This is a genomic window from Nocardiopsis sp. NPDC055551, from assembly GCF_053619415.1.
Map to the genome: position 1 here is coordinate 53427 of NZ_JBSHJJ010000017.1, position 24221 is coordinate 77647.

At 68.3% G+C, this 24221-nt stretch carries 21 protein-coding genes; 10 read left to right on the forward strand and 11 right to left on the reverse strand.

Annotated elements, in window-relative coordinates; translation table 11 throughout:
* Positions 1-7: 7 nt before the first annotated feature.
* Entirely contained in the window at positions 8-1564 is a 1557-nt protein-coding gene (locus tag ACWGSK_RS26215) for a hypothetical protein (protein ID WP_358507346.1), read from the reverse strand.
* 518 nt (positions 1565-2082) lie between these two features.
* On the opposite strand from ACWGSK_RS26215, the gene ACWGSK_RS26220 reads away from it, so the two are divergent.
* Both ACWGSK_RS26220 and ACWGSK_RS26225 read left to right on the forward strand, forming a co-directional pair.
* On the forward strand, positions 2083-2685 hold the full coding sequence (locus ACWGSK_RS26220) for a DUF7691 family protein (protein ID WP_452457047.1): 603 nt from the start codon (positions 2083-2085) through the stop codon (positions 2683-2685).
* 207 nt (positions 2686-2892) lie between these two features.
* A complete protein-coding gene (locus ACWGSK_RS26225) occupies positions 2893-4593 on the forward strand; it encodes a SpoIIE family protein phosphatase (protein ID WP_358507350.1) in 1701 nt (566 codons plus the stop codon).
* Between the two features lie 196 nt (positions 4594-4789).
* Here ACWGSK_RS26225 and ACWGSK_RS26230 read toward each other — a convergent pair whose 3' ends face one another.
* Complete coding sequence (locus tag ACWGSK_RS26230) at positions 4790-5017, reverse strand: hypothetical protein (protein ID WP_358507352.1); 228 nt, start codon at positions 5015-5017, stop codon at positions 4790-4792.
* Between the two features lie 484 nt (positions 5018-5501).
* On the opposite strand from ACWGSK_RS26230, the gene ACWGSK_RS26235 reads away from it, so the two are divergent.
* Positions 5502-6686 carry a DNRLRE domain-containing protein gene (locus ACWGSK_RS26235; protein ID WP_358507355.1) on the forward strand — a complete coding sequence of 395 codons (1185 nt, stop codon included), beginning with the start codon at positions 5502-5504 and terminating at the stop codon, positions 6684-6686.
* Positions 6687-6903: 217 nt separating this feature from the next.
* Here ACWGSK_RS26235 and ACWGSK_RS26240 read toward each other — a convergent pair whose 3' ends face one another.
* The 3 genes from ACWGSK_RS26240 to ACWGSK_RS26250 all read right to left on the reverse strand — a co-directional run bounded on the left by ACWGSK_RS26240 (position 6904) and on the right by ACWGSK_RS26250 (position 10365).
* Positions 6904-7533 (reverse strand): hypothetical protein, encoded by a 630-nt coding sequence (locus ACWGSK_RS26240; protein WP_358507357.1) that lies wholly within the window; start codon positions 7531-7533, stop codon positions 6904-6906.
* A gap of 89 nt (positions 7534-7622) precedes the next feature.
* Entirely contained in the window at positions 7623-8417 is a 795-nt protein-coding gene (locus ACWGSK_RS26245) for a helix-turn-helix domain-containing protein (RefSeq protein ID WP_358507359.1), read from the reverse strand.
* A gap of 58 nt (positions 8418-8475) precedes the next feature.
* Positions 8476-10365, reverse strand: coding sequence for a PASTA domain-containing protein (locus tag ACWGSK_RS26250; RefSeq protein WP_452457048.1), 1890 nt, complete (start codon positions 10363-10365; stop codon positions 8476-8478).
* Between the two features lie 154 nt (positions 10366-10519).
* Between ACWGSK_RS26250 and ACWGSK_RS26255 the strand changes: the two genes are divergently transcribed.
* The 3 genes from ACWGSK_RS26255 (at position 10520) to ACWGSK_RS26265 (ending at position 12676) form a co-directional block, all read left to right on the forward strand.
* Positions 10520-11458, forward strand: coding sequence for a GNAT family N-acetyltransferase (locus tag ACWGSK_RS26255; RefSeq protein ID WP_452457049.1), 939 nt, complete (start codon positions 10520-10522; stop codon positions 11456-11458).
* 328 nt (positions 11459-11786) lie between these two features.
* A complete protein-coding gene (locus ACWGSK_RS26260; protein WP_452457050.1) occupies positions 11787-12362 on the forward strand; it encodes a thioesterase in 576 nt (191 codons plus the stop codon).
* On the forward strand, positions 12359-12676 hold the full coding sequence (locus ACWGSK_RS26265) for a hypothetical protein (protein WP_452457051.1): 318 nt from the start codon (positions 12359-12361) through the stop codon (positions 12674-12676). Before ACWGSK_RS26260 ends, ACWGSK_RS26265 begins: the two co-directional genes overlap by 4 nt.
* 74 nt (positions 12677-12750) lie before the next feature.
* Here the strand turns inward: ACWGSK_RS26265 and ACWGSK_RS26270 are convergent, their stop codons facing one another.
* Genes ACWGSK_RS26270 through ACWGSK_RS26280 form a run of 3 tightly spaced genes read right to left on the reverse strand, consistent with a single transcriptional unit; the run spans position 12751 to position 15933 of the window.
* Entirely contained in the window at positions 12751-14304 is a 1554-nt protein-coding gene (locus ACWGSK_RS26270) for a tripartite tricarboxylate transporter permease (RefSeq protein ID WP_452457052.1), read from the reverse strand.
* 1 nt (position 14305) lies between these two features.
* Positions 14306-14944, reverse strand: coding sequence for a tripartite tricarboxylate transporter TctB family protein (locus tag ACWGSK_RS26275; protein WP_452457053.1), 639 nt, complete (start codon positions 14942-14944; stop codon positions 14306-14308).
* Entirely contained in the window at positions 14941-15933 is a 993-nt protein-coding gene (locus ACWGSK_RS26280) for a Bug family tripartite tricarboxylate transporter substrate binding protein (RefSeq protein ID WP_452457054.1), read from the reverse strand. Before ACWGSK_RS26280 ends, ACWGSK_RS26275 begins: the two co-directional genes overlap by 4 nt.
* Before the next feature lie 253 nt (positions 15934-16186).
* On the opposite strand from ACWGSK_RS26280, the gene ACWGSK_RS26285 reads away from it, so the two are divergent.
* From ACWGSK_RS26285 to ACWGSK_RS26295, 3 genes are read left to right on the forward strand one after another with little or no spacing between them, the layout of a single operon-like run.
* Entirely contained in the window at positions 16187-17011 is an 825-nt protein-coding gene (locus tag ACWGSK_RS26285; protein ID WP_452457055.1) for an IclR family transcriptional regulator, read from the forward strand.
* Positions 17008-18234 carry a CaiB/BaiF CoA transferase family protein gene (locus tag ACWGSK_RS26290; protein WP_452457056.1) on the forward strand — a complete coding sequence of 409 codons (1227 nt, stop codon included), beginning with the start codon at positions 17008-17010 and terminating at the stop codon, positions 18232-18234. Before ACWGSK_RS26285 ends, ACWGSK_RS26290 begins: the two co-directional genes overlap by 4 nt.
* Positions 18231-19076 carry a citryl-CoA lyase gene (locus ACWGSK_RS26295; RefSeq protein ID WP_452457057.1) on the forward strand — a complete coding sequence of 282 codons (846 nt, stop codon included), beginning with the start codon at positions 18231-18233 and terminating at the stop codon, positions 19074-19076. The genes ACWGSK_RS26290 and ACWGSK_RS26295 overlap by 4 nt, the downstream gene beginning before the upstream one ends.
* Before the next feature lie 70 nt (positions 19077-19146).
* Here the strand turns inward: ACWGSK_RS26295 and ACWGSK_RS26300 are convergent, their stop codons facing one another.
* Together ACWGSK_RS26300 and ACWGSK_RS26305 are read right to left on the reverse strand one after the other, a co-directional pair.
* Entirely contained in the window at positions 19147-19443 is a 297-nt protein-coding gene (locus ACWGSK_RS26300) for a hypothetical protein (protein ID WP_452457058.1), read from the reverse strand.
* Between the two features lie 406 nt (positions 19444-19849).
* Complete coding sequence (locus ACWGSK_RS26305; RefSeq protein ID WP_452457059.1) at positions 19850-20737, reverse strand: CPBP family intramembrane glutamic endopeptidase; 888 nt, start codon at positions 20735-20737, stop codon at positions 19850-19852.
* 230 nt (positions 20738-20967) lie between these two features.
* Between ACWGSK_RS26305 and ACWGSK_RS26310 the strand changes: the two genes are divergently transcribed.
* Positions 20968-21582 (forward strand): TetR family transcriptional regulator, encoded by a 615-nt coding sequence (locus ACWGSK_RS26310; protein WP_452457060.1) that lies wholly within the window; start codon positions 20968-20970, stop codon positions 21580-21582.
* A gap of 94 nt (positions 21583-21676) precedes the next feature.
* On the opposite strand, the gene ilvD is transcribed toward ACWGSK_RS26310, so the two are convergent.
* Positions 21677-23407: a dihydroxy-acid dehydratase gene (gene ilvD / locus ACWGSK_RS26315; protein ID WP_452457061.1), complete on the reverse strand. Its 1731-nt coding sequence runs from the start codon at positions 23405-23407 to the stop codon at positions 21677-21679.
* Between the last annotated feature and the right edge of the window lie 814 nt (positions 23408-24221).

The following is a 24221-nucleotide window of genomic DNA, read 5'->3' on the forward strand; positions in this document are numbered from 1 at the left end:
ATGCCGGCTACTCCGGCCAACGGCCAGAGCTGTGGTTCATCAGCGGAAGCCCGTCGGTGTGTACTCCGAGCACCACCGACCTCCCCGAGGAAAGGGACACCTCCAGCTCCTGGTAGAGCTGCTCGGTCCCCGTTCCCCGACTACCCAGCCAACCATTGGAGAACAGTGAGATGAAGTCGGAGCCGTTGAGGTAACGAGGGATCTCCCTCCGCCGGATGCGCTTGCCCTTCGCGTAACCCTCTTCTTCGGCGTTCTCGTGCAGGATCTCGAAGTGCTCCCGGCTGAAGTACATCCCGGAGGCGATCTCGACACCGGCGGACATGCGCGTCTGAGGAGCACAGAGCTTGATGAAACAGGGGGTGTCCACCAGACGGATGTCGTGATGGCGCGGGTTGGGGTCCCGGAACCGTTCATCGGTTTCCCGCATGCGATCGATCTGTTCGAGGAAGCGTGGGTCGACGCTGCTGTGCAGGCCGCCTCGCACGGTCTCCTCCAGCACCTTGTATTGGAGCATGACGAAGTTGCCACCGTGCGGGTTGTAGTAGACCAGGTCCACCCCCGTGGCATGTTCGACCGGGGTGCGATCGATGTTGGCCACCAGAAGCGACCTGGACTTGTACTTGTTGGTGAACACGCCCCAGGCCACGTAGTCGGACCGGTGAAAGGACCAGCCAGGCAGGTGGGTGGCGTCGAAGTCCACCAGCCACTTCTCCTGAGGGTTGTAGCGCCCTCCCTTCAGCGCACCGTTGACGCCGCTGAGGAACGGGTCCCCGTCACCGGTCGGACGCCAACTCAGCAGGTGCTCCCGGTCGATGTCGAAGGCCTCGAACAGCACACCGACGGCGTCCTTCTCCAGAGCGCGGACAGGCCGGTCCTTGATGTCGGGTTCTTCCAGGGCCAACCGTGTTTCGAGGGAGCGGATCCGCTCCGCCGCCTCGTCCGAGGTCGCGGCCAACTTGTTCAGGATCTTCTTGCCGGTGGCTGAGGGAATTCCTCGGTTGCGGTCGAAGGCGTCCCGCACGAGCTTGCCCAGGTGCGAGAAATGTTCCACCGGAATCGGTAGTGACAGGGCGGTGAAGTGGGAGACCTCGACCTTACGTTCGAAGGTTCCGGACTTTCCGATCGGTGCCACCAAACCCAGAGCCGCGATCGTACGGTGTTCAGGCCCGGGCCGCTCGTTGAGGAAAAGCCCCAGGTAGGTTCCGCGTTTCCACGATTCTGAGCCGCTGCGAACGGCGTACTGACCACTGTCGGTCCGGCCAGGGAGGAGAAATTCGTGCATCACGTCGGTGAGCGCCAAAGCAGCGAGGCTCGTCTCCGTGTCGTGCTGCTTCTGCTTCGGGAACTGCCCCTTTGCCTGGAGGTCACCGAAACGCTTCGAGTGGATATCGAAGGCCGCGAGCTCCTGGCCGATCTTCTCCGTGGTCTCGGTGCGTAGCACGCTTTCCGTGTGCAGGTCGACCAAGGTGAAGAGGGTGTCGTCGCTCGCGCCCCGAACCTCATCGATGACCGAGTACACCCAGTCGGCGACGGCGGAGACACCGACGACGGATCCTCGATTCATCCAATACCGTACCTCTGGCTCTTCAGTGGGAGAGAGCGAGAGAGACCACCCCGCGGCTTCGTGCCACTCGATCGATCCGCCACTGATGCCTCTGGGATAGGGGGAGCGTAGGAGCGCTCGCGCTGACCGCTCTGTGCTCGTACCTGAGGTTTCCAAAGGGCGCAGGCTCAGCGACGTGCTCAGGGCCGCGTAGACCCGTCCGACATAGGGTCTGTGATCGCTCATGTGGGGGTTTCTAGTGAGAGGATTATTCAACTGAATACGGGCTTCGGCGAGCCGGTCGGCCCCGTAGCCGTTTCGGGATCGTCGGTATTCGTTGGGCCCCACAGTTGTATCGTGTGATGGTCGTGTCCTGAAACACCGGGCGTGCGGCCGGAGGAGCGCTTCGGTGATCTGTGAGAGTTTCCCATCGCCGCATACGACACGGATGCCCTCTTTCGGTGCGCGTCGATCGTTGGTGACGGTAGGGGCCCAGGGGACAACCGGGAATGTCGGTGGCTGTCGGTAGCTTCCGGGGTATGAGTTTCGCGCTGATGCCCTACGTGGTCGACCTCGACGTTCTGAACGGATCCGTTGGATCCAAGGACGAAAAGCTGCGCCGGATGATCGGCGGGCGGTTCAGGCAGCACCTGGCCCACTTCGACTCCCAGTTCGATCATCTCATCGACGATGGTGGCCTTCCCATCTACGAGGCGATCCGCGCGGTCATCGACGGTGGACCCTTCGATGAGCGGTACAGCGTCATGTACAACTACGCCTTCAAATGGATCTGTGAGTTCCACGGTCGTTTCCTGGACAACTCGGACTTCTCTCCGATGAGGGCCGGATGGACCGCGAAGGTCGACGAGGGTTTGGCGGACCTGGGCGTGACCGCCGTCAGCGTCGAAGGCCTTGGCGCGGGGAGCGCCCCCTCGCCCATTCCGTACTCGTCCGAGGGGTTTCCCTTCTACGGCGAGTGGAGCCTGGCGGAGTGCGAGAAGGCCCTCGAACAGTGGAAGCAGGTCACCGAGGACCGGAAGGCCGCCATCGACCCCTACGTGCTGAAGGCCGCCGAGTCCTCCATGGGTTGGTGCGAGACCGCTGCCGCCGCAGGGCGGGGCGTGGCGGCCTTCTTCTACTGACCCGGGCTCCGACCGCCCCCGGGAGAAGGGCGGCCCACCGTCCGCCACGCCCCTTGCCTCCACCGGTCTCGGGAGCGGCGTCAATAGGCTTGGCGCCTATGTATCGGTGCTGGTCGTAGTGGGAAGGCTGGGGCGGCGTAGTCGATGGACAACGACGACGAGTTCTACGGCGGTTCCGCTCGACCGTCGGATGCCGAGGTCCCGTCCGTGACGGAGCGCCTCGGTCTGGGAGCCGAGCCGGACGAGAGCATGGATCGTTTCGCGAGCCTGGCCACGCACCTGCTCGAAGCCCCGGTGGTGGTCACACTGGCGGAGGAGGGCCGTCACGTCCTTCCCGGCCTGGTGGGGTTGGGAGAACCATGGTCCTCCTCCAGACAGGTGCCGCTGCCTCGCACGGAGGGAGCAGGTGCCCCATCCGCGAGCGAAGACGACCAAGACCTCTTCGCCTCCGTGGCGAGCGTGGCCCAAGCCCTCGGAGGGATCACCTGGATCGGGGCGCCGCTCGTCGACATGGAGGGGACCTTCCTGGGTTGCGTCCTCGCGATCGATACCGCCGAACGCACCTGGAGTGACAGGGAGATCAACGCACTGCGCGACCTGGCGCATGTGTGCGAGGCGGAGTTGCTCCTGCGCCTGTTCGTGGAGGAGAACGGAAAGTCCCGGCAACAGGACCAGCGCGCCTACGAACGCTCCCGAATGCTGATGCGTACCGCCGAGGAACTCGCCGGGGCCACGGATGTGACCCTGGTGCGGCGCAGCGTCAAGGCGCTGATCACCCTCGATCTGAGCACCGTCCGGGTGGAGTTGATGCTGGTCGAGGGTGACCGGCTATGCCGCGTCGTCGACTCCGAGGACCCCCCGGGTGCGGAAGCGGTCCATGCGGAATGCGCGTTGGACAGCGACTGGCCCGAGGCCCAGGCGGCGCGTACCGGAACCATCGTGGAGGTGCCCGATGCGGACGCCATCGCGAAGCTGTCCCCCGAGGTACGAGCCGGGTTCACCCGAATGGGGCTGGCCGGTGCGGTGTTCCTCCCCGTGCCCGTGGGCCGTGATCCCGTGGGTGTGCTCGTGTTGGGATGGGACGTGCCTCATCGAATGGAGGTCGTGGAACGCGCGTTGCTCGGTTCCCTGGCCGAATACGCCGCTCGTGCCGTGGAGCGGGTGTCATACGTGGCCCGCCGTGTCCAGGCCGCGCACATGATGCAGAAGGCCATGCTGACCGAGGTTCCTCGTATCGAAGGTTTGGAGATCGAGGCCCTTTACCGCCCCGCCGAGGGGGGAGCCACGGTGGGTGGTGACTGGTACGACGTCTTTCCCTTGGTCGACGACGAGAGCGGAACCCTGGCGATCACGATCGGCGACATCACCGGTCACAACCTCCGAGCGGCCATCTTCATGGGGCAGGTGCGCACCATGTTGCGGCAGGCCGACCTGGACCACCCCGACTATGGGCCCGCGCGGATCCTCTCGGCCTTCGAACACGCCAACCGAATACTGGGCCTGGGGGCCAGTGGCACGATGGTGCACGCCCACCTGAGGCCATGTTCCGAAAGGTGGCTGTTGACGTGGACCAACGCGGGCCACATGTGGCCCCTGGTCGCTTCTTCGGATGGGGTCGTCGAGGAGCTGACCGAGCATGGTCTGCTCTTCCATCCCGACCTTCCGGACCTGTCGCGCATCGACCACCAAAGACTCCTGGAGCCGGGCAGCACGTTGTTGATGTTCACCGACGGGCTGGTCGAGCATCGTGGCCTGGAGATGGACGTGTTCATCGCCCGCACCAAACGCATACTCGCGGCCGGTGTCGACAGCCCGCTGCCCGAACTGTTGCGACGGATCGTGGAGGAGAACGTCACCGGGACCGGTGAGGACGACATCGCGTTGCTGGCGGTACGGCTGGTGGGGTAGAAGCCTCTGTGGCCTGCCTTGTCTCACGGGTCGACTCAGGCGCGGGGGATAGTCGTCAGGTGGGGTGCCGAGGCCAGGCGGGTCGCTCCGGCCGGGGCGGGTTCCCTCTACCGGGCGGCCCGAAGACGCCGAAGGCGATCCCGGTCGTGTCCGGGATCGCCTTGGCCTGTCTCGGTTCCAGGCGAAGGGCGGGGCCTCAGCCGTTCTCCTTCTGGATCCGAGCCATGAGCATCCGCTTGCCCTGCTCACCGGCCTTCTGGTTGTTCTCCTGGATCCGACGGAACCAGCGGACGAGTTCCTCGTCGCCCTGGCTCTCCGCGTCCTTGATGTAGCCCTCCAGGCGCCAGACGTTCTCCAGCGACTGATGAAGGGCCCAGATCAGGTTGTAGTTCTTGTCCTTGATCGGGCTGGACGGCTCGGCCACGACGACCTCCTGGATGGCGCGTTCTCCCTTGTGGGGACCCGACTGCCCGGCCTCGTGGTCCGGTACACGTCACTTGGACGATGTCTCTCCGGTCTTGCCTCCCCTTGGTGTGAACACCGGTCTCGGTCGACGTGGTGTGCCGGCATGGGTGCCCGCTTCCGGGGCGGGCATGAGGCGCGTCCGGATTATCGATGGCGCGACAAAACCTTCCTGGGAAATCCGGGCTCGTCTGTTTCGGTTTTAATGCTGCTCCGAAATGGCTCCATGTGTGCGTGTCGGGCTGGTGCGATGTGGGCTTCCATCTGCGGTAGGGATGACTTTCGGTTTTCTGGTGGTGGTAATTCTGGTTTAGGTCGGTATTTATATATCCGGGGTTTGTGGGTGGCTGTGCGGATTTGGTAACTTCCTTGTTGTTGGAACGGGGCGAAAGGCCTCGCTCTGATTCTTTTTCGGACATAAATGGAATGTGTAGGCACCACCCGTAATGCGTCGTTCCCTGGCCCGTGCGACGGCGGCTTGCGCGGCCCACGCCCTGGCCTTCGCGTTGGGGACGTCGGTCGCTCCGGCCACAGCCGACGAGAAGCCCCCCGCCGAAGCCGGTGACACGGCCTCGGCCGGCACGGAATCCGGTCGGGTCGAAGCCGGTGACGTGTTCGCCGCCGTGCATTCCGATACCGAGCGGGTCGAGGTCGAGAGTGCCTCGTGGACCTACGTGGACCGTGCCTTCCCCGACCGCGCCTACGACGGCGCCCGGACCCCGAGCGTGGGCATCGGGCACCTCGAATGGGACCACGCCTACACCCGCAGGGCCCTGTTCCGATTCCCGGTCGAGTCCGCGCCCGGCAGCGTCGTGGAGTCCGCCGTGCTGCGCGCCGAAGTGGTGTGGTCCTACGACTGCGCCGGTGATTCCGTCCTGCAAGCGCATAGGGTCGACCCCTTCCACACCGGGTCCACATGGAACGATCAGCCGAAGGCCCGCGCCCTTCTCGACACCCGAAGTGTCACGGGCGGGCAGGCCGCCTGCCCGGTGAACGGCGGCGTGGAGTTCGACGTGACCGAGGCCTACCGGTGGGCCGTGCGGCGGGGTGAGTCCCACGTCCACCTGCTGCTCCGTGAGCGTGACGAGTCCCAGAGCGCGGCCTGGCGTCGTTTCGACGTCGAGGACGAACCACCGGTGCTGAGGGTCGACCACGGCGAGCCGCGGGCTCGGGCCAAGGCCGTCGCCCATGACGGGCGCGCCTTGGAACCCGCGCCCTCCCGAACCACGGAAGGCCTCACGTCTTCCGACGACCTCTCCCCAAGGGCGGGGGAGAGCGATGAAGTCCGTGTCCGCGACCTGGCCCCGGGCGGTCCACACCGGGTCGGCGGTGGGCCGGTCCGTTTCCGTCGGGGGGAACGCACCGGGCATCCGGCCGCTTCGGTTGATCGCCGCGGGCAGGTCGAGGACACGATTCCCATGGCTCGGGGGCCGCCCAGGACCACCCCGAAAGAAGAAGACGGCTTCTCTCCCGATGTGGCGCCCGTTCGGGCGGAAGGGACACGTCGGTGGCGGTCCGAGGGAGCAGGACGGACCGTTCCCGGAGCCTCGCGGTGGGGCGGGGTCCGGTGGTGGTCAGGGAGTCGTGTCATCGCCGCGCAGGTTACGGAGCAGGGTGACCGATCGCGGTAGCGACGCGCTCCGCGCCGATGAGAGAGGTGTTCGTCCCGAGATAGGACGTGTCCGAGGCAGAGTCTGGCGGGGCTCTGCGTCGGGAGGTCGAGGCGGCTCGGAACCGCCTGTGCGCGTGGGCACCGCACGGGAGGGTTCCGGGCCGCCACCGGTGTGTCGGGTGGATCGTTGTGGCCCACCTGTCCGCGCGATGGTCGGGTACGTCGACGGCGGAGGCTCAGACGACGACGGCCTCGGGGTGTTCGCGGGCGTAGGCGTCCTGACAGCCCTGGGAGCAGAACCCCAAACGCCGTCCGTCGTCCTCCATGACCAGGCTGTTCCTGCCGTCGGCCACGGTCATCCCGCAGATCGGGTCGGGCAGCCGACCCTCGGGTACCGGTGCGGAGGTTCCGCTCTCCCAGGCGGTGCGGAACTCCTCGGTGAGGAAGGCCAACACGTCGGCTCCGGTGGCCGGACGCCCGTCCAAACCGAGGCTGCCGTCCGGAACACCGTCGACCCGCACCCACAGGCTGCCGCGCGGACGCCGCCTGCCGTGGTGGTCGTCCAGCCGTTTCACGGCGGTGCGCACCAGGCCGATGAAGGTACCGGCGGCCTCCTCCCGCCACGCTTCGGGCACGGTGAGGGTGATGATGAGCGGCGGGGCGACGTCGTCGGGCAGGGGCCCGTCGCCGGTCCACCAGCCCCGTAGCTCCCGAAAGGCGATGTGGGTGGCGGTCCGCGCCCGGCGGATGGTCTCCGTCGCGTGTCCGTGGGCGTCGAGGAACAGGTCGACGACGGCGCGGGAGACCAGTTCACGATCATGGTCGTCCAGGCGCCCGGTCGGGTGGGCGATCTCGATGAGAAGCATGGGTCCGCCTTCCGCTGGGGGCGACCCGGTGGCCGCCGCTGGGATCCAGCCTGGTCGGGGTGGCGGCGGCGCGGCAATGACCTCGCAGGTCAAGCCTCGGAGGTCTCGCCGAGTTCGCGCAGGACACGGCGGGTGTGTTCGTTCGCGGGGAAGAAGGTCTCGATGGCGATCTCGTCGAGGGTGACGTCGCGCGGGGACCCGAACACGGTCACCGCGTAGACCAGGCTGAGCCGCCCGAACCCGGTGTCGAGCAGCATCGGCGCGACCAGGTCGCTCTCGGGCCCGGGCACCTCCTCGGTGGGTCGCGGCGGGGGCGGGTAACCCTCCAGTTCACGGAGCAGGTCCACGAGCGCGGGGTCGGCGGTGCGTTCGTACTGACGGCGTACCCGCCGCAGGGTGAGAGAGCGCCACTGGGCGTGGTTGACCAACTGGTGGGAGAGCCCATCGGGGTGCAGGGTGGCCCGCAGCATGTTCGGGCGCGGTTCGCGCAGTGCGGCCGGAACGGCCTGGAGGAAGCGCGACATGGCCCGGTTGGCGAGCAGTAGGTCCCAGCGGGCGTTGACGGCGACGGCCGGGTGGGGTTCGTGCCCGGACAGGACCGCGTCGACGGCACCGCGCACCGCGCCGAGATCGTCGAGGGGGCGTTCGGGGTGGGCGGGTGCGAACCCGGCGGCCAGGTACAGGTCGTTGCGTTCGCGCAAGGGGACGTCGAGTTCTTCGCAGAGCCGGTCGATCATGTCGCGGCTGGGGCTGGACCTGCCGGTTTCGAGGTAGCTCAGGTGCCGGGTGGAGACCTCGGCGGCGATGGACAGGTCGAGCTGGGACCGTCGACGGCGCTCACGCCAACGGCGCAGGTGGACTCCCACGGGTTCGTGTGCGTTCATCGCTCCAAGGTAGGGCGGGCCGGGGCGGCCCGGGGGGACCATCACCCGGCCGCCCGACTCAGCAGGTTCCGATCTCCTGCCAGGGACCCCACTCGGAGCTCTCCGGCGGTGAGACGTGGCCGGTCCACCAGATCGCCTCGTACTCGCGCCCCTCGTGGACGACCCGCGACCCCTCGGAGTAGTTTCTGCCCTCCGACCAGGGCTCGGAGGCGCACGTCGCGGGTTCGGGCGAGTCCGTCTCGGGCGACTCTTCCCCCGGCTCCCGGTGGTCTCCGTTCCGGGGGTCCCGGTCCGGGCCGTCGTCACCGCGGTCGTGCCGCTCGTTCCCCCGATCCGAGGTATCGTCTCGCGGTTGCTCGTCGAGGGTCTGGACATCTTCGTCCTCGGGGCCGGGCGAGACCGTCAGGACCACGGTGGACTCGGGCTCGACGATCGCTCCGGCGGTCGGGGACTGGGAGACGACCTCTCCTTCGGGGCTCTCCGACTCCTCGGACACCACCACCTCCGCGGCCAGACCGAGGGATCCGAGGGCCGCGAGGGCCTCCTCCTCGCTGCTTTCGACCAGGTCGGGCAGGGTAACGCCCTCGCTGACGGTGAGGGTCACGGGTGTGTCGTAGTCCACCGTCTCCTCCGCCTCGGGGTCGGTCTCCAGCACGGTCCCCGAGGGCACGGAGTCGGAGGCCTCCTGAGTGACCGTCACGTCCGTGAACCCGAGGTCGGCCAGGGCCTGACGGGCGTCCGCCTCGCGTTCGTCCACCAGATCGGGCATGGGCAGGCGCTCGGGGCCGATCGCCACCACGATGGTCACCGGGTCGTTCTCGGCGAGGGAGGCGCCCGGTTCGGGGGTGGTGGCGGCGACCAGACCCGCGTCCACGTCGTCGTCGTGGACCTGGTCGTAGGAGACGTCTGGGGAGACGGCGAGTCCGTCGATGTGTTCGGTGGCGTCCTCGGGGCTGATGCCGACCAGGTCGGGCATGGTGGCCACGACCGGTGTGGCCTCGGTTCCGTCGTCTGAGGAGGTGAGGGTCCAGGTCAGCAGCGCGGCCACGAGGAGGAACAGGACGACGCAGGCGGACGCGAGGAAGAGGGTGCGGCGGCGCCTCGTCTTCTGGGCCGGTGGCTCGTGCGCGGAACCGCCGGGACCTTCGGAGGGGTCCGTGGGGTCACCCGTGGAGGGGGCCGACGACGCGCCGGACGCGGCGTGTCGGCCGGGGGCGGCCGGGAGGCGTTCCCGTACTCGGCGAACCAGGGCCCGGTAGCGGCCCGCGTCGCGCGGGCGGTGGTCGGGGTCGGCCGCGGTGGCCTTGTCCACCAGCAGGGCGAACTCGTCGCCGGCCTCGAAGAGCGCGCCGTCGTCCTCCCCGGCGCCCGGCCCGGCGATCATGACGCGCAGCAGCTCTCCCACGGCTCGGACGTCCTCGCCGGGGTCCGTCATCGTTCGGGCGGGAGCGGTCACCAACGGCAGGAGGCGCACCGAACCGTCGTCGGCCAGGAACACGGTGTCGGGACCGACCGCGCCGTGCACCAGCCCTTGGTCGTGGAACTCCTCCAACAGCGACAGGAGGGTGTCGATCACGTCCAGGGCCTCGCGCCTGGAGACGCGTTCGCCGAACCGGCCGCCGACGATGTCCTTGAGCGGCTCGCCCGCGGGTACGTCGCAGACCACCCACGCGCGGCCGGCTTCGACTCCGTGGTCCCGGGTCCTTGGCAGGACGGGATGGTCGATCCCGCGGAGTCGTCCCCAACGCGTCGCGGGCTCGTCCGAGTGCTCGGTCACGGTCTCGTCGAGCAGGACGAGGACAGGCGTGTCGGCCACGAGATCCCGGGCCTCGAACAGCAGTGTGTGGTCGTCCACGCGGATGCCGGCGGCGCACCGGTAACGGCCGGCCAGGGGCGCCGGGGGAACCGGGGGAGGGTACGCCGAGGAAGCGTGGGTGGAGGTCTCCATGAAGGGAATTCTATGGAGTCTGAAAGGTCTGATCTCACACCTTTAGAGTGGAAACGGGTGATTCATCGGACGGGGTCGCGTGGTGCCAGGTGGCGGCCGTGCCGTGGCCGAAAATCCTTCGACAACGCGGGGCGCCCTTGCGAGGCTTGCCGGCATGGGAGATTTCAGTAGGGCCGAGCTACGGCTGATGCAGGATCTGTCCCAGCGGGTGTCGGCGCGGTGGCCGGAACTGGTCAACGGTGACGCGACCGTGGGTGAACTGGCCTGGGTCTGGGGCATGGCCCAGGACACCTTCGGGTCGTACTGGCGGCGTCGGCTGTGGTTCGACGAGGACCGGCCGGTCGCCTGGGGGTGGGCGCGCCTGCCGTACCGGATCCCGCGCGACGATGGGACGTTCCGTGAGACGAGGTCGGCCGAGCTGGTCTGGCAGACGGACCCGGACCGGCCGGAGCTGATCGACGAGGTCCTGGACTGGTACGACGAGGTGGCCGGTGACGTCGACCGGACGATGACCGTGCAGGTCGCCGACGCCCGGGCGCGTCAGCGGGTCGAGGCGCACGGGTTCGTGTTCGACGTCGAGGACGGGGGCGACGAGGGGCACTGGCTCCAGACCAACGAACGCGACCTGGTCGATGTGCCGGAACCGGTGCTGCCCGAGGGGTTCCGGTTCGTGACGGCCGAGGACGTGTCGGCGGCCGGGGTGGTGAAGGCGCATCGGGACGCCTGGCCGAACTCCCGGTTCACCGAGGCGGGGCTGGAGCGGATCCGGGAGACCTGGCCGTACCGGGGTGACCTGCACGTGCTGGTGGAGGCGCCGGGCGGGACCCTCGCCGCGTCCGCGATCATCTGGCTGGACGAGGTCACGCGCTCCGCCGAGTTCGAGCCGGTCGGCACCCACGTGGACTTCCGGCGTCGGGGGTTGGGTTCGGCGTTGCAGCTGCACGGCATGCACCGGGCCAAGGCGGCGGGGGCGGAACGCATGGTGGTCGCCTGTCTGGGCGCGCCGGCGCACCCGTCCGCGCGAGGGCTGTACTACGGCGTGGGGTTTCGTGAGTTCACCCGCGACGTGCCCTACGTCAAGACCGCGGGCTGAGGCGGGGCGCCGGGTCGTGGAGGCGTTCTCCGGGGCGGTGCGCCGTCGTTTCCCCTGGAGTGGCGTGGGGTAGGGGCGCGAACACATAGTTCGCAAAAGGTGCAAATCAGACTTTTGATTCGATCTCCGGCGCTTGGCGTCGGTCGTGTCGACACGCACCTACCCCACCGCTCGAAAGGGGGCGGAGGAAATGCAGCAGGATGATCACGGGCCCGGTGGTTCCACGCGTCGTCGCACTCGCCACGGGGGCCGCAAGAGGCACAAGGGGCCCGGGCCGCGACCCGAACAAGAGTCCGAAGCGGAGGTCACAGGAGTGGAGGACCGCCCCGTGGAGCGACCCCGCGTGGAAGGGGCGAGGAGGAAGGAGCCGCGGTCGCGTGAGGAGCGATCCGCCCGCGCCCCCACCACGGGCGATCCCGACGTCTACCTCGACATCCCGGTCGTGAAGGTCGACGAGATCGAACTCGACGTCGAGGACCTCGCCGCTTCCGTCTCGCTGGAGGCCGACGTGTTGGACCTGCTCAGACTGAAGGTGGGTGTCGACGTCGAACTCGGCCACGTCGGACTCACCATCAAGGGGGTCGAGGCGCAGGCGCTGCTCAAGGTTCAGCTCGACAACGTGCGGGAGATCATCGCCCGGGTCCTCAAGACCATCGACTCCAACCCACAGATCATCGAACACGTGGCCCGAGGGGTGGGCAGGTCGCTCGAAGAGGTGTCGGAGGGCACCGGCGCGGCCGTCTCGGAGGCCGGCCGGGGAGCCGGTGACGCCGTCGCGGGAGTCGGGCGAGGCGCAGGCGACGCCGTCTCCGGGGCCGGGCGGGGAGCCGGAAGGGCCCTGGAGGAGACGGCGGGCGCCGTCGGCGACGTGGTGGGGGACTTCGACGAGGAGGACGACGGATGAGGCGCCGCCGCGAGGACGAAACGGATGAAATGGACGACGTGGACGACGTGGAGATCCGTGCGTCGGTGTCGGCGGAGGAACTGCTCTTCCATGAGGAACCGGACGTCCGGACCCGCGTACGAGGAACCCCCGATCGAGAGAGCCTCTCGGTCCGTGAACGCGACGGCCTGCCTTGGCGGGTGCGTGGGGGAGAGGTGTATCGCGGCGTCCACGTCGACTACCGGCTCGCCGGTGCCGTGCGGGCTTCGGAGGACGATTCCGAACCCGAGCATGGGGATGACGGCCGTGAGAGCGGACCATCGGCGAGCGGGTGAACCGACCGGCACCGTTCGAGCGGCCCGAGACCGGTCGGGAGTCGTGGCTCCTCCCGACCGGCCGCCCTCTCGGTTCACACGGTCGAGGGGGTCTTGGATTCCTCCGCGTCGGCCGAGCGTCGGGACGAACGCACCCGCGCCACCACCACGATGCCCACGGCCAGCAGGATGACGGCGTAGATGCCCAGGGTGATGGGGCCGGTGAACATGACGCCCACGTCGCCCTGACCGATCGCCAGCCCGCGTCGCAACTCGCTCTCCGCCAAGGGGCCGAGGATCACGGCGATGAGCACCGGCGCCAAGGGGATCGCGTAGCGGCGCATCATGAAGCCCAACAGTCCGAGCAGGATGAGGAGCCAGAGATCGGTGATCGCGTAGGAGGAGGCATAGACGCCGAGCGCCGCGAAACCGGTGATCCCCGCGTACAGGTACCTCTTGGGGATGAGCAGCAGTTTGGCCCACAGCGGTGCGAACGGCAGGTTCAGGATCAGCAGCATCACGCTTCCGATGAACAGGCTCGCCAGGAGCGCCCACACGAGGTCGGCGTTGCGTTCGAACAACAACGGTCCGGGCTGCATGCCGTACTGCTGGAAGGCGGCGAGCATGATGGCCGCCGTGGCCGAGGTCGGTAGGCCGAGCCCGAGGAGTGCGCCCATGGCCGTGCCCGCGGTCGCGCTGGCGGCCGCCTCCGGTGCCGCCACCCCTTCGATGGCGCCCTTGCCGAATTCGTCGGGGCGCTTGCCTCGGCGGGCCCTGAGCTGGGACAGCTTCCTCTCGGTTCCGTAGGCGAGGAACGTCGGGATCTCCGAGCCTCCGGCCGGGATGGTGCCGAAGGGAAGCCCGAAGCTCAGACCGCGCAGCCAGGCCGGGATGGCGCGGCGCAGGTCGCCGCGTCCGAGCCAGAGCGTCCCTCCCGTCTTGACCGGTCGGGCGTCGGGCCCCTGCCGGTGGATGCGGGAGGCGACGTGGAGCACCTCTCCCAGGGCGAGCAGGCCGACGGTCACGGTGACGATGCCGATGCCCTCGAAGAGGGAGGGCACGCCCAGGGTGAACCGGGCGGCGCCGCTCTGCGCGTCGATGCCGACCATCGCGATGCCCAACCCCAGGGTCAGCGCGATGAGACCGCGCACCATGGACTGGGCGACGACCGCGGACGTGGCCACGAAGGCGAACACCGCCAGCGCGAAGTACTCGGCGGGGCCGAACCGCAGGGCGATGTCGATGATGACGCCGGAGAAGAACGCGACCACCGCCGTGGAGACCACCGCGCCGATGAACGCGCCGATCGCCGAGGTGGCCAGGGCCTGGGAGGCCTTGCCGCGCCTGGCCATCTTGTGGCCTTCGATCGCGGTGGCGATGGCCGAGCTGTTGCCCGGGGTGTTCATCAGGATCGACGTGGTGGAGTCACCGAACAGACCGCCGTAGTAGACGGCGGTGAACATGATGAACGCGCCGGTGGGATCGAGTTTGAAGGTGACCGGGAGCAGCAGGGCCACGGCCATCGCCGATCCCAGGCCGGGAAGCACGCCCACCGCGGTGCCGAGCACCACGCCGACGAACGCCCAGAGCAGATTCTCGGGGGTCAGGGCGGAGGCGAAACCGCCGCCCAGGAGCATGAGGGTGTCCATGTCAGAGAAGCCCTCCCAGGATCCCCGAGGGCAGGTTCAGGCCCAGCCCCGCGACGAAGGCGAGTTGGACGACGGCGGAGTAGACCAGGGCGACGGCCGCCTCGAACAGGGGCCGTTTCCCGCCGAAGGCCCAGCTCACGCCGAAGAACAGCAGGGCTCCGGACAGCAACCAGCCCAGGGGTTGCAGGAGCAGGGTGAAGGCGACGACCGCCGCCAGGACCATGCCGACCGTACGCCAGTCGCTGTGGGGACCGGTGTGTTCGGGTTCTCGGCGCCGCACCTCGGCGGGGCCGCTCGCGGAGGTCTCTCCGGGGTCTTCGACGGACTCGTCGACCACCTCGGCGTTCTCGGATCCCTCCTCCTCCGGCGCCGTGGTCGGTCGACGGACGATCTGGAGTACGAGGAGCGCGCCGAGCACGACCATCAGTCCGGACACCAGGCTCGGGAAGAGCCGGGGGCCGGGGCCGGTGGAGGTGTCGGGGACGTGCATGGTCAGGGTCTGGGAGGCGAGGAAGACGCCGATGCCGATGACGAGCACACCGACGAAGAGCTCGCTGCGACCCCTCCACCAGGGATCTGGTGTGTGGTCCGTCGCGTCGCCCGACGAAACGGGCGACGCGGATTCTCTGAGTGGGTTCATGACAGTCCCAGGTCCTCGGTGACGTCGGTGATACGGGTGATCTCTTCGCGCAGGAACGCCTCGAACTCGGGACCGGACTGGAAGGTGTCGTCCCACTTGTTGCGTTCGAGGGTGTCCCGCCACTCCGGGGTGGCGACCATTTCCTCCACGATGGCCGTGAGCTCCGCGCGTTCGGCGTCGGTGATCCCCGGCGGCGCCATGAAGCCGCGCCAGTTGGGGAGCACGGCCTCCACGCCCTGTTCGGGGAGCGTGGGATGGTCCTCCAGGCCGGTGACCCGCTCGTGCGCGGAGACACCCAGGACACGGAGGGCGCCCGTCTCCACCTGGTCGCTGAACTCGTTGTAGCCGGAGACACCCACGTCGATGCTGCCCGAGAGCAGTGAGGTGAGGGCCTGGGCGCCGCCCGCGAAGGGGATGTAGTTGACGTCCGAGGGGGCGATGTCCTGGGACTGGGCCGCGAGCCCGGCCAGGAGGTGGTCGGTGCCGCCGAGTGATCCGCCACCGACGGCCACCGCGCCCGGATCGTCCTTCCAGGCCTCGATCAGGTCGCCCATGTCCTGGAGGGGGGAGTCGTCGCGGACCACGAAGACCTCGTAGTCGTCCGCCACCCGGGCGATGGGCACCACGTCCTCCAGCGTCTGGGCGGAGTCGTTGACGATGATGCCGCCGATCATGACGGTCCCCGTGGTCATCAGAGTCGTGGCGCTGCCCTCCCGCCGCACGGTCTGCGCGAGGCCGATGGTGCCTCCCGCTCCGGGCAGGTTGAGGACCTGGGTGTTGGCCACGATGTCGTTCAGCCGCATCGAGTGCTGCGCCTCTCGCGCGACGAGGTCCCAACCGCCGCCCGGGTCGGCGGGCACCACGATGTCCACTCTTGCCCGGGCCTGGGAGTCGTGCGTCTGCGAGAGCGCGGCGTTCACCCCGGCGGCACCCACCACGAGCGCCGCGCACACGGCCCCCACCGCGCGCAGGGTCCGCTGCTTGTCCATCTTCACTCCCTCTCGGTCCGCATCGGTCCACCAGGTGGACCTAATGGGCCGCTGATTGGTTCAGAGAATGATGCAAATCACTCGGGTCGGTGTCAATGCGTCCCGGAGATCTTTCCTTAACGAAGTCGTCACGTCAGGCGGTTCACCATCACTTCGAAGTGAGGAGTGCGCGGGGATGTGGTGGTCGTCGGTCACTGGTGGATCGTGGTTCCTTGGGTTAACCTGTTTCGCATCGAACCATCTAGTAGTCCAAATGGTCCGTCAGATGGACCAGGACGGGAGGGTGATGGCCGGGGAAACCGAAGGGGGAGTGCGCAGTGTGGTGCGCGCTCTGGACCTGCTGGACCTCTACGACGAGAGGAACCAGCGCTACACCACGCGAGAACTGGTGGAACTGACCGGACTGGCCAAGACCACCGTCCTGCGACTGGTCGGGACCCTCGAACAGCGCGGCCTGCTGTGGACCGGACCGGACGGTCGCGTCGGAGCCGGCCCGGGGCTGCTGCGCTGGGCGCGTCTGGCCCACGCGATCTGGCAGGTACCGGAGAGCATTCGCGCGATCATGCGAGAACTCACGGTCGAGACGTCCGAGACGGTCAACCTGTACGTGCGAGCGGACACCGTTCGTGTCTGCGTCGCCCAGGAGGAGGGGCCCCAACGGCTTCGCCACGTCGTCAACACCGGTGAGGAGATGCCGCTCTGGGGCGGCGCCGCCAGCAAGGTCCTGCTGGTCGGGGTCCCCACGTCGGTGGTACGCCGGGTCGCCGCCGCCTCCCCTCAAGGCCCGCGGCACGCCGATCGACTGCTCACCGAGATCGACGAGGCCCGGACCCGAGGCTTCGCGGTCAGCCACGGCGAGCGCGAGAACGGCGCCTCCGGTGTGGCCGCACCGGTGTACGGCGCCCAGGGGGCGACCCCCGTCGCCGCGCTCGCCGTCGGCGGGCCCACGGCGCGTTTCACCGATGCCGCGGTCCGCGTCTTCGGCGGTGCCGTGAGCGAGGCGGCCGAGCGCATCGGTCGGATCGGATTCGAGCCCGCCTCGCAGAACACGGCCTCGGACGAGAAGGAGAAGAGATGAGCCCCTCGACGACGGCACGGGACGACCTGCCCCTGGCGGGAATCCGTGTCCTGGACCTGACCAACGTCCTGGCCGGGCCCTTCGCGGGATACCAGCTCGCGTTGATGGGGGCGGACGTGGTCAAGGTGGAGGTCCCCGGGGCGGGTGACCTCGCACGGCAACTCGGGGCCGCACCGGAGCTGAACCGGGAACGCCTGGGCGCCTCCTTCCTCGCCCAGAACGCGGGCAAGAGGTCCCTGACCCTGAACCTGAAGTCCGACGAGGGGCGGAAGGTGATGGAGCGCCTGATCGGCGACGCGGACGTGCTGGTGGAGAACTTCCGTCCAGGGGTCATGGACCGCCTGGGGTTCGGCTGGGACGAACTACGCGACATCAACCCGGGGCTGGTGTACTGCGCCGTCTCCGGTTTCGGGGCCGATGGTCCGCTGAGCGATCGTCCCGCCTACGACCAGATCATCCAGGGACTCTCCGGCATGATGGACGCCACCGGAACCGAGGAGAGCGGCCCCCTGCGCGCGGGTTTCCCCATCGCCGACGTCATGGGCGGACTGGCCGCGGCGTTCGCCATCGGCAGCGCCCTGGTCCGTCGAGAACGCACCGGCCGAGGCTCCCACCTGGACGTCTCCATGCTGGAGACCGCGATCACCGCCCTGGGCTGGGGCGCCTCCAATCACCTCTCGGCCGGCGTGGAACCCACCAGGATCGGAAACGAGAACGCCACCGCGGCGCCCTCGGGCACCTTCTCCACCGCACAGGGCATGCTCAACATCGCGGCCAACAAGCAGGAACAGTACGAGATCCTGTGCCGGCGGATCGGCGCCCCCGAACTCCTCGACGACCCCCGCTTCGCCGCACGTGAGAGCCGCAAGGACAACCGTGCCGAGCTGCGTGAGGCGATCGAGGAACACCTGGAGAAGCGGACCGCGGTCGAATGGGAGGAGATCCTCTCCGCGGCCGGGGTCCCCGCGGCCCGGGTCCTCAGCGTTCGCGACGCCCTCGAACTCGAACAGATCGACCACCGTGGCCTCGTGCGCACGCTCCCCTTCCCCGGGGACGAGGAACGCGAACTACGGGTTCTCGGCACCGGCGTACATGTGGACGGAGCGTCCCTGGGCCCGGACCGGTCACCGCCCCTGCTGGGAGAACACACCGATCAGGTCCTCCACGAGGCCGGATACGAACAGGGCGACATCGACGCGCTCAGAGAGGCCGGTGCGCTGTGACCGCTCCGAACGACCAGGCGATGACCCACGAGGAGATCGGCGACTGGTGGTCGAACTCCCTGACGCGGATCGCACCGGGTGAGATCGAACTGCGCGGCTACCCGGTCCAGGACGTCATCGGCCGCTACGGATTCATCCAGGTGGTCTGGCTCATGCTCCGGGGGGAGCTTCCCGAGCCGGCCCAGGCCCGCATGCTGGAGTCGGCGATGGTGGCCGGCGTCGACCACGGCCCACAGGCGCCCTCCATCGCCGCCGCCCGCATGGCCGCCACGTGCGGACTGGGGCTCAACAACGCGGTGGCGACGGGGGTCAACCTCCTGGGTGACGTGCACGGAGGCGCCGGACAGCAGTGCGTCGCGCTCCTGAACCGGATGGCGGAGTCGCGCTCCCACGGCACCGACGTGGGCGAGGTCGCCGAGGCGATCGTCGCCGAGTACCGGGAGAAGGGTGCCTACGTGCCCGGCTTCGGGCACCGCTTCCATCCACGGGATCCCCGTCGAGACCCGCTCCTGGCCATGGTGGAACGGGCGGTCGAGGACGGGACCGTCGAGGCGGGGCCCCTGGAATCCGCGCTGGCCCTGGAACGGGCCTTGGAACGGCGCGGGGGGCGGGCGGTTCCCATGAACATCGACGGAGCCACGGCCACCGTCTACGCCTCCCTGGGCTTCGACGCGGAACTGGCCAGGGGGCTCTTCGTGCTCTCCCGTTCGGTCGGCATCCTCGCGCACGCCTGGGAGGAGAGCAACAGCGGGGCCCGGATCAAGGGCCCCCTCCCGCGCTCGGTGCTCGCCGGTTACACGGGCCCCGAGACCCGGGTCCCGGGTGAGCGCGGCGACGACTGATCCTCGCGGGAGGCCTCGCGTGCGGGCCGTGGATTGCGAGAAGGCCGGTCCTTGCGACCGGTCCGACCGATCAGCCCAGGGCGGCGGACATCATGATGTTCGCCGCCACGTAGATCACGGTCGCGACCGCCAGGCCGAGGAGCATCACCCAGACCGCGGGCCTCCTCCTGACGAGGCGCACGATGGCCCAGACGGTGACGATCAGCCAGATCACCCAGGGCGAGAAGATCATCAGCGGGAGGGCCACATCGACGGCGGTGCCGCATTCGCTCCCGCAGCTCGCGGTCGCCATGATCGAGAAGAAGCCCCAAAGGCTCGCTCCGAGACAGACCGGCGGCGCCAGGCAGATGAGGACGATCGTGATCACCCTGTCCGCGGTCGACCCCTGCCCGTGCCGTGGCACAGTGCCCGGTCGATGATCGGGTCGGTGGGCGTTCGGGGGGAGCCCGAAGGGGGAGGCCGAGTGCATGAGCGTCATCCTGCCACGCGCACGGGTCGACGACCAGGGTGATGGTCTCGTGGTTCCACCACCGTTCAACCTCCGTCGATCATCTCCCCGGTCCGGACGAAGCGCCCTGACCTCGCGACGTCGTCGCCGGTCCGGGCCCTTCACCGTCGGCTGCGGCTCCCCCATGTCGCCGTACTCGCGGGGCGAGCCTCGTGCGCACCAGCGGGGGAGTGAGGACGAGGAGGCCGAAGCCTCCGCCACGCGGCCACACCCGTAGGGCATGACACTCGTCCCGACGGGATCGGGGTCGGGTCGTCTGGGAGGGTCACCGGGTCGTCACTCCCGATTCCTGCGCCCTTCCTTCGCGTATCCAGACGACGACCACGGTCGCCAGGACGAACACGACGGGAATGAGAAGGTGTGGGCCGCCGGCGCCCTCGCCTCGTGCGACGGAGAATTCACCGCCGCCCGCCAGAAGAGCGTTCAAGATCGCGGTGAAGGTGTTGTTGGCGATGTGCCAGGCGATCGGGGCTTCCAATCCTCGGCTTCGGATGGCCATCGTGGCGGTGGCCAGACCCAAGAAGACGTGGTAGCCGAACAGCCACGGGTCCGAGGCGAAATGGGAGACGGCGAAGAGAACGCTGGACACCACGACGCCCAGGCCGAGCGCGAGCCGCTCGGGCCTGACCCACGACGCGACGGCTGGCATGGTGGCGCCACGGAACATCAGTTCCTCCGCCGCCGCGGTCAAGGGCGTGGTCAGCACCATGATCACGATGAGCGATCCGGTGGTGCCGGTGATGCCGAAGCCCACCCATGGTGTGTGGTCGATGGCGAAGACACCCAGTGCGGCGTTGCCGAGCACGGTGAAACCGAGGGCCCAACCCAGGTAGACGGTGAGTCGACGGAAGTCGAATCCTCGGCGATGGCTCAACACCTCACGCCACGAGACCCTCGCGAAGCTGGCGACGATGGGCACCGTCAGAAAACCGGTGACGATCATGCTGATGTTCACCGCGAGAAGACGCAGCGGACCGAGCGTTTCCGACTGCTCGCTCGGCCCCTCGATGAGGGTCGCGACCTGGTACAAGCCGACCTGCACAATGATCATCGCGATCGGCGGCACGAGGATCACGATGAGCGACTTCCACCGGCTCATCGAGAGGTGGGCGCCGAATCGGCGTTCGTTGATTCCGGTGTTGCTCGAAGACATTCTCGGTTTCCTATCGCGTCGAGCCATCATCGGTACCGCGGCCGCGACGCGCGTTCTGCGCTCCCTACGGCGGCAGGATCCCCATACCGACCAGTAGGGCCGGTACCGGTGCGCCGGCGACCCAATCCCCTTGGTGAACGTCCGCTCGCGCGCCACCACGATAGTACATCGTACTAGTACGTAGTACTAGAGATTCTGTTGCGGCATACTGGAGGCAAGAGGAGACCTTCATGACGACGACACCACCGCTCGATACACGCGAGCGGATTCTGGCGGCCGCTGCCGCGATCCTCGCCGAGGACGGCATCACCGCACGGCTGACCGTGCGGGCGGTGGCCGCTCGTGCCGGTGTGAGCATCGGGTCCATGCGCTACCACTTCCCGACGCAGCAGGAGTTGCGCGATCAGGTCATGGAACGGGTCGGTGAGTGGCTCGCCCCGACGGAGTGGATGCGTGACGTCTCCCTCTCCGGACACGAACGTCTCCTCCGGAGTCTGCGTCAGGTGCTCGCGCGTGCGGGCATGGGACAGCAGGCGCGTGACGCCATGGTGGCCGCGGTCAACGCGTTCGTCGCCGTTGAACAGACCGATCAGGTCAGGGAGGCGCACCTGTCCATCGAACGCGACGGTCAACGACGCATCGAAGGATGGCTCGACACTCTCTCGAAGGAAGGGCTCCTCTCCCCGGACGACGTCCCTCGAAACGCTCGATTCCTCGGGACGGTTCTGAACGGCCTCTCACTACAGCGAGCCTTTCCGGCGATCGACGCGCTCGTGGAGGTGGAAGAGCAAACCCTTCAGGTGGCGGTATCCGCGGTCCTTCGGGCCGAGGGCGACCAAGCTTGAGCCGTACCCGCGACGATCTCTCCCCGACCCTTCCAGGTCGGGGTCCCTTCGTCTCCGGGGCGGGCGACGGGACCCCGACTCCGTCAGGGAGGGGTCAGTGGGTGATGGCGCCGGTGGACGCGGAGTGGACGAGTTTCGCGTACTTGCCGAGGACGCCCTCCGGGAACCTGTTGGGCAGAGGTCGCCAGTGCGCTCGTCGCGCCTTGAGTTCCTCCGGGTCGACGTGCAGGGTGATGGCGCGCTCGGCGATGTCGACGGTGACGCGGTCCCCCTCGTGGACGAACGCGATGGGTCCGCCCTCGACCGCCTCCGGGGCGATGTGACCCACACACAGACCCGTGGTGCCGCCGGAGAAACGTCCGTCGGTCAGCAGCAGGACGTCGCGGCCCAGCCCCGCGCCCTTGATCGCGGCGGTGATGGCCAGCATCTCCCGCATCCCCGGGCCGCCCTTGGGGCCCTCGTAGCGGATCACCACGACGTCCCCCTTCCGGATCTCACTGGCGCTCAACGCCTCCATGGCCGCCTGCTCGCGTTCGAACACACGCGCGGGGCCGGTGAAGACCGTGGTGTCGAAACCCGCGGTCTTCACGACCGCTCCCTGCGGTGCGAGTGATCCGCGCAGAACCGTGATGCCGCCGGTGGGGTGGAGGGGATCGTCGAGGCGGCGAAGGACGGTTCCGTCGATGGGGCCCGGTGCGAGTTCTCGGAGGTTCTCCGCGACGGTCCCGCCCGTGACGGTGAGCGCCTCACCATGCAGCAGACCCGCGTCCAGGAGCGACCTCATCAGAACGGGGATGCCGCCGACACGGTCGACGTCGTTCATGACGTACCTGCCGAACGGCTTGAGGTCGCCGATGTGGGGGACGCGGTCGCAGATCCGGTTGAAGTCGTCGAGTTCGAGATCGACCTTCGCCTCATGGGCGATGGCGAGCAGGTGCAGGACGGCGTTGGTGGATCCGCCGAGCGCCATGACCACGGTGATGGCGTTCTCGAACGCCTGCTTGGTCATGATGTCGCGCGCGGTGATCCCCTGTTCGAGCATGGCGACCACCGCCTCACCGGACCGGTGCGCGTGGTGGTCGCGACGCCGATCCGCGGACGGGGGAGCGGTGGAACCCGGCAAGCTCATACCCATCGCCTCGGCGATCGCCGCCATGGTGTTGGCCGTGAACATGCCACCGCAGGCGCCCTCGCCGGGGCAGATGGCGCGTTCGATCCGATCGAGGTCATCGACGCCCAACCGCCCGGCCTTGCACGCCCCGACGCCCTCGAAGGCGTCGATGAGCGTCACGTCCTTCTCGGTGCCGTCGGCCAGCTTCACCCATCCGGGCGCGATGGTGCCCGCGTACATGAAGACGGAGGCGAGGTCCAGGCGTGCTGCCGCCATGAGCATGCCGGGCAGCGACTTGTCGCAGCCGGCGAGCAGGACCGATCCGTCAAGGCGCTCCGCCTGCATGACCGTCTCGACGGAGTCGGCGATCACCTCACGTGAGACGAGGGAGAAGTGCATGCCCTCGTGACCCATGGAGATGCCGTCGGAGACGGAGATCGTGCCGAACTCCAAGGGGTAGCCGCCGCCCGCGTGCACGCCCCCCTTCGCCGCGCGCGCGAGACGGTCCAGGGAGAGGTTGCAGGGGGTGATCTCGTTCCACGAGCCGGCGACGCCGATGAGCGGTTTGTCCCAGTCGCCGTCGCCCATGCCGACCGCCCGGAGCATGCCACGGCTGGGGGCGGCCTCGATGCCGTCGGTGACGGTGCGGCTGCGCGGTTTCGGATCGATGCCCATATCGGTGCCTCGCATGGAGTCGTCAGCGGACCGGTTCACGGATTTCCTCCCTCTTGAGTCCGGTGTGTTCCGTGCCTTTCCGGTTCGGGGGCCCGCCAACCCTGCCGGGGTGGTACCGGCGAACGGAATTCGCCAGGGCGGGGCCATGCACGCAGGACGTCCCTCCCCGGCTCATGCTCGGCTCGGGAGGGGCGTGCGCGGACCATCGCTTGGGTGGGGGTCGAAGCGAGGGAGATCGGAGAAGGTTATCGACGACTCTTCCCAGGTCATCAGAGGTGTCCGGCCCATCCGCCGATCGCCGCTTTGTCGTGGATGCGGTGGTCCGGGCCGGTTCGTGGCCGCTTCGTGTACTCGGGCGCAACCCCGGACACGCAAAAGCCCCTGACCTTGCGACGTTGTCGCCGATCAGGGGCTTGAGCCTCTGGGGTGAGTGACGGGACTTGAACGCTGGTGGGGGAGTGGGTTGACCTGCGGTGATGCGAGAAGTCGCAGGTAGTGGGGGAGGTGGGCGCTCGATTCTGCCGGGTTGTCCCGCGTTCCGTGGGGAAGTGTGCACCCTCCGGGTGCACACCTTCGGCCTTTGCGGTGCACCCCTGCGGGTGCACCACAGGCTGAGCTCGGAGTCACCCAGTGGATTACAAGGATGCCGCATGGTGTCGTGTCAATACGGAACTGCGGAGCACAAACGGAGCACGAACCACATGGCGTAGCGTCCGATGGCGCCTCGCGAGGTTCTCGCTGTAGAGCCGGTGCCTGGAAACACCATTGGGTACAGTCGGAGTCGCAAGAGTGACCCACATGAACGAGGTGGGCCGCCGGCCATGCCACCACTGCCTCGACGAGCGGTCAGACG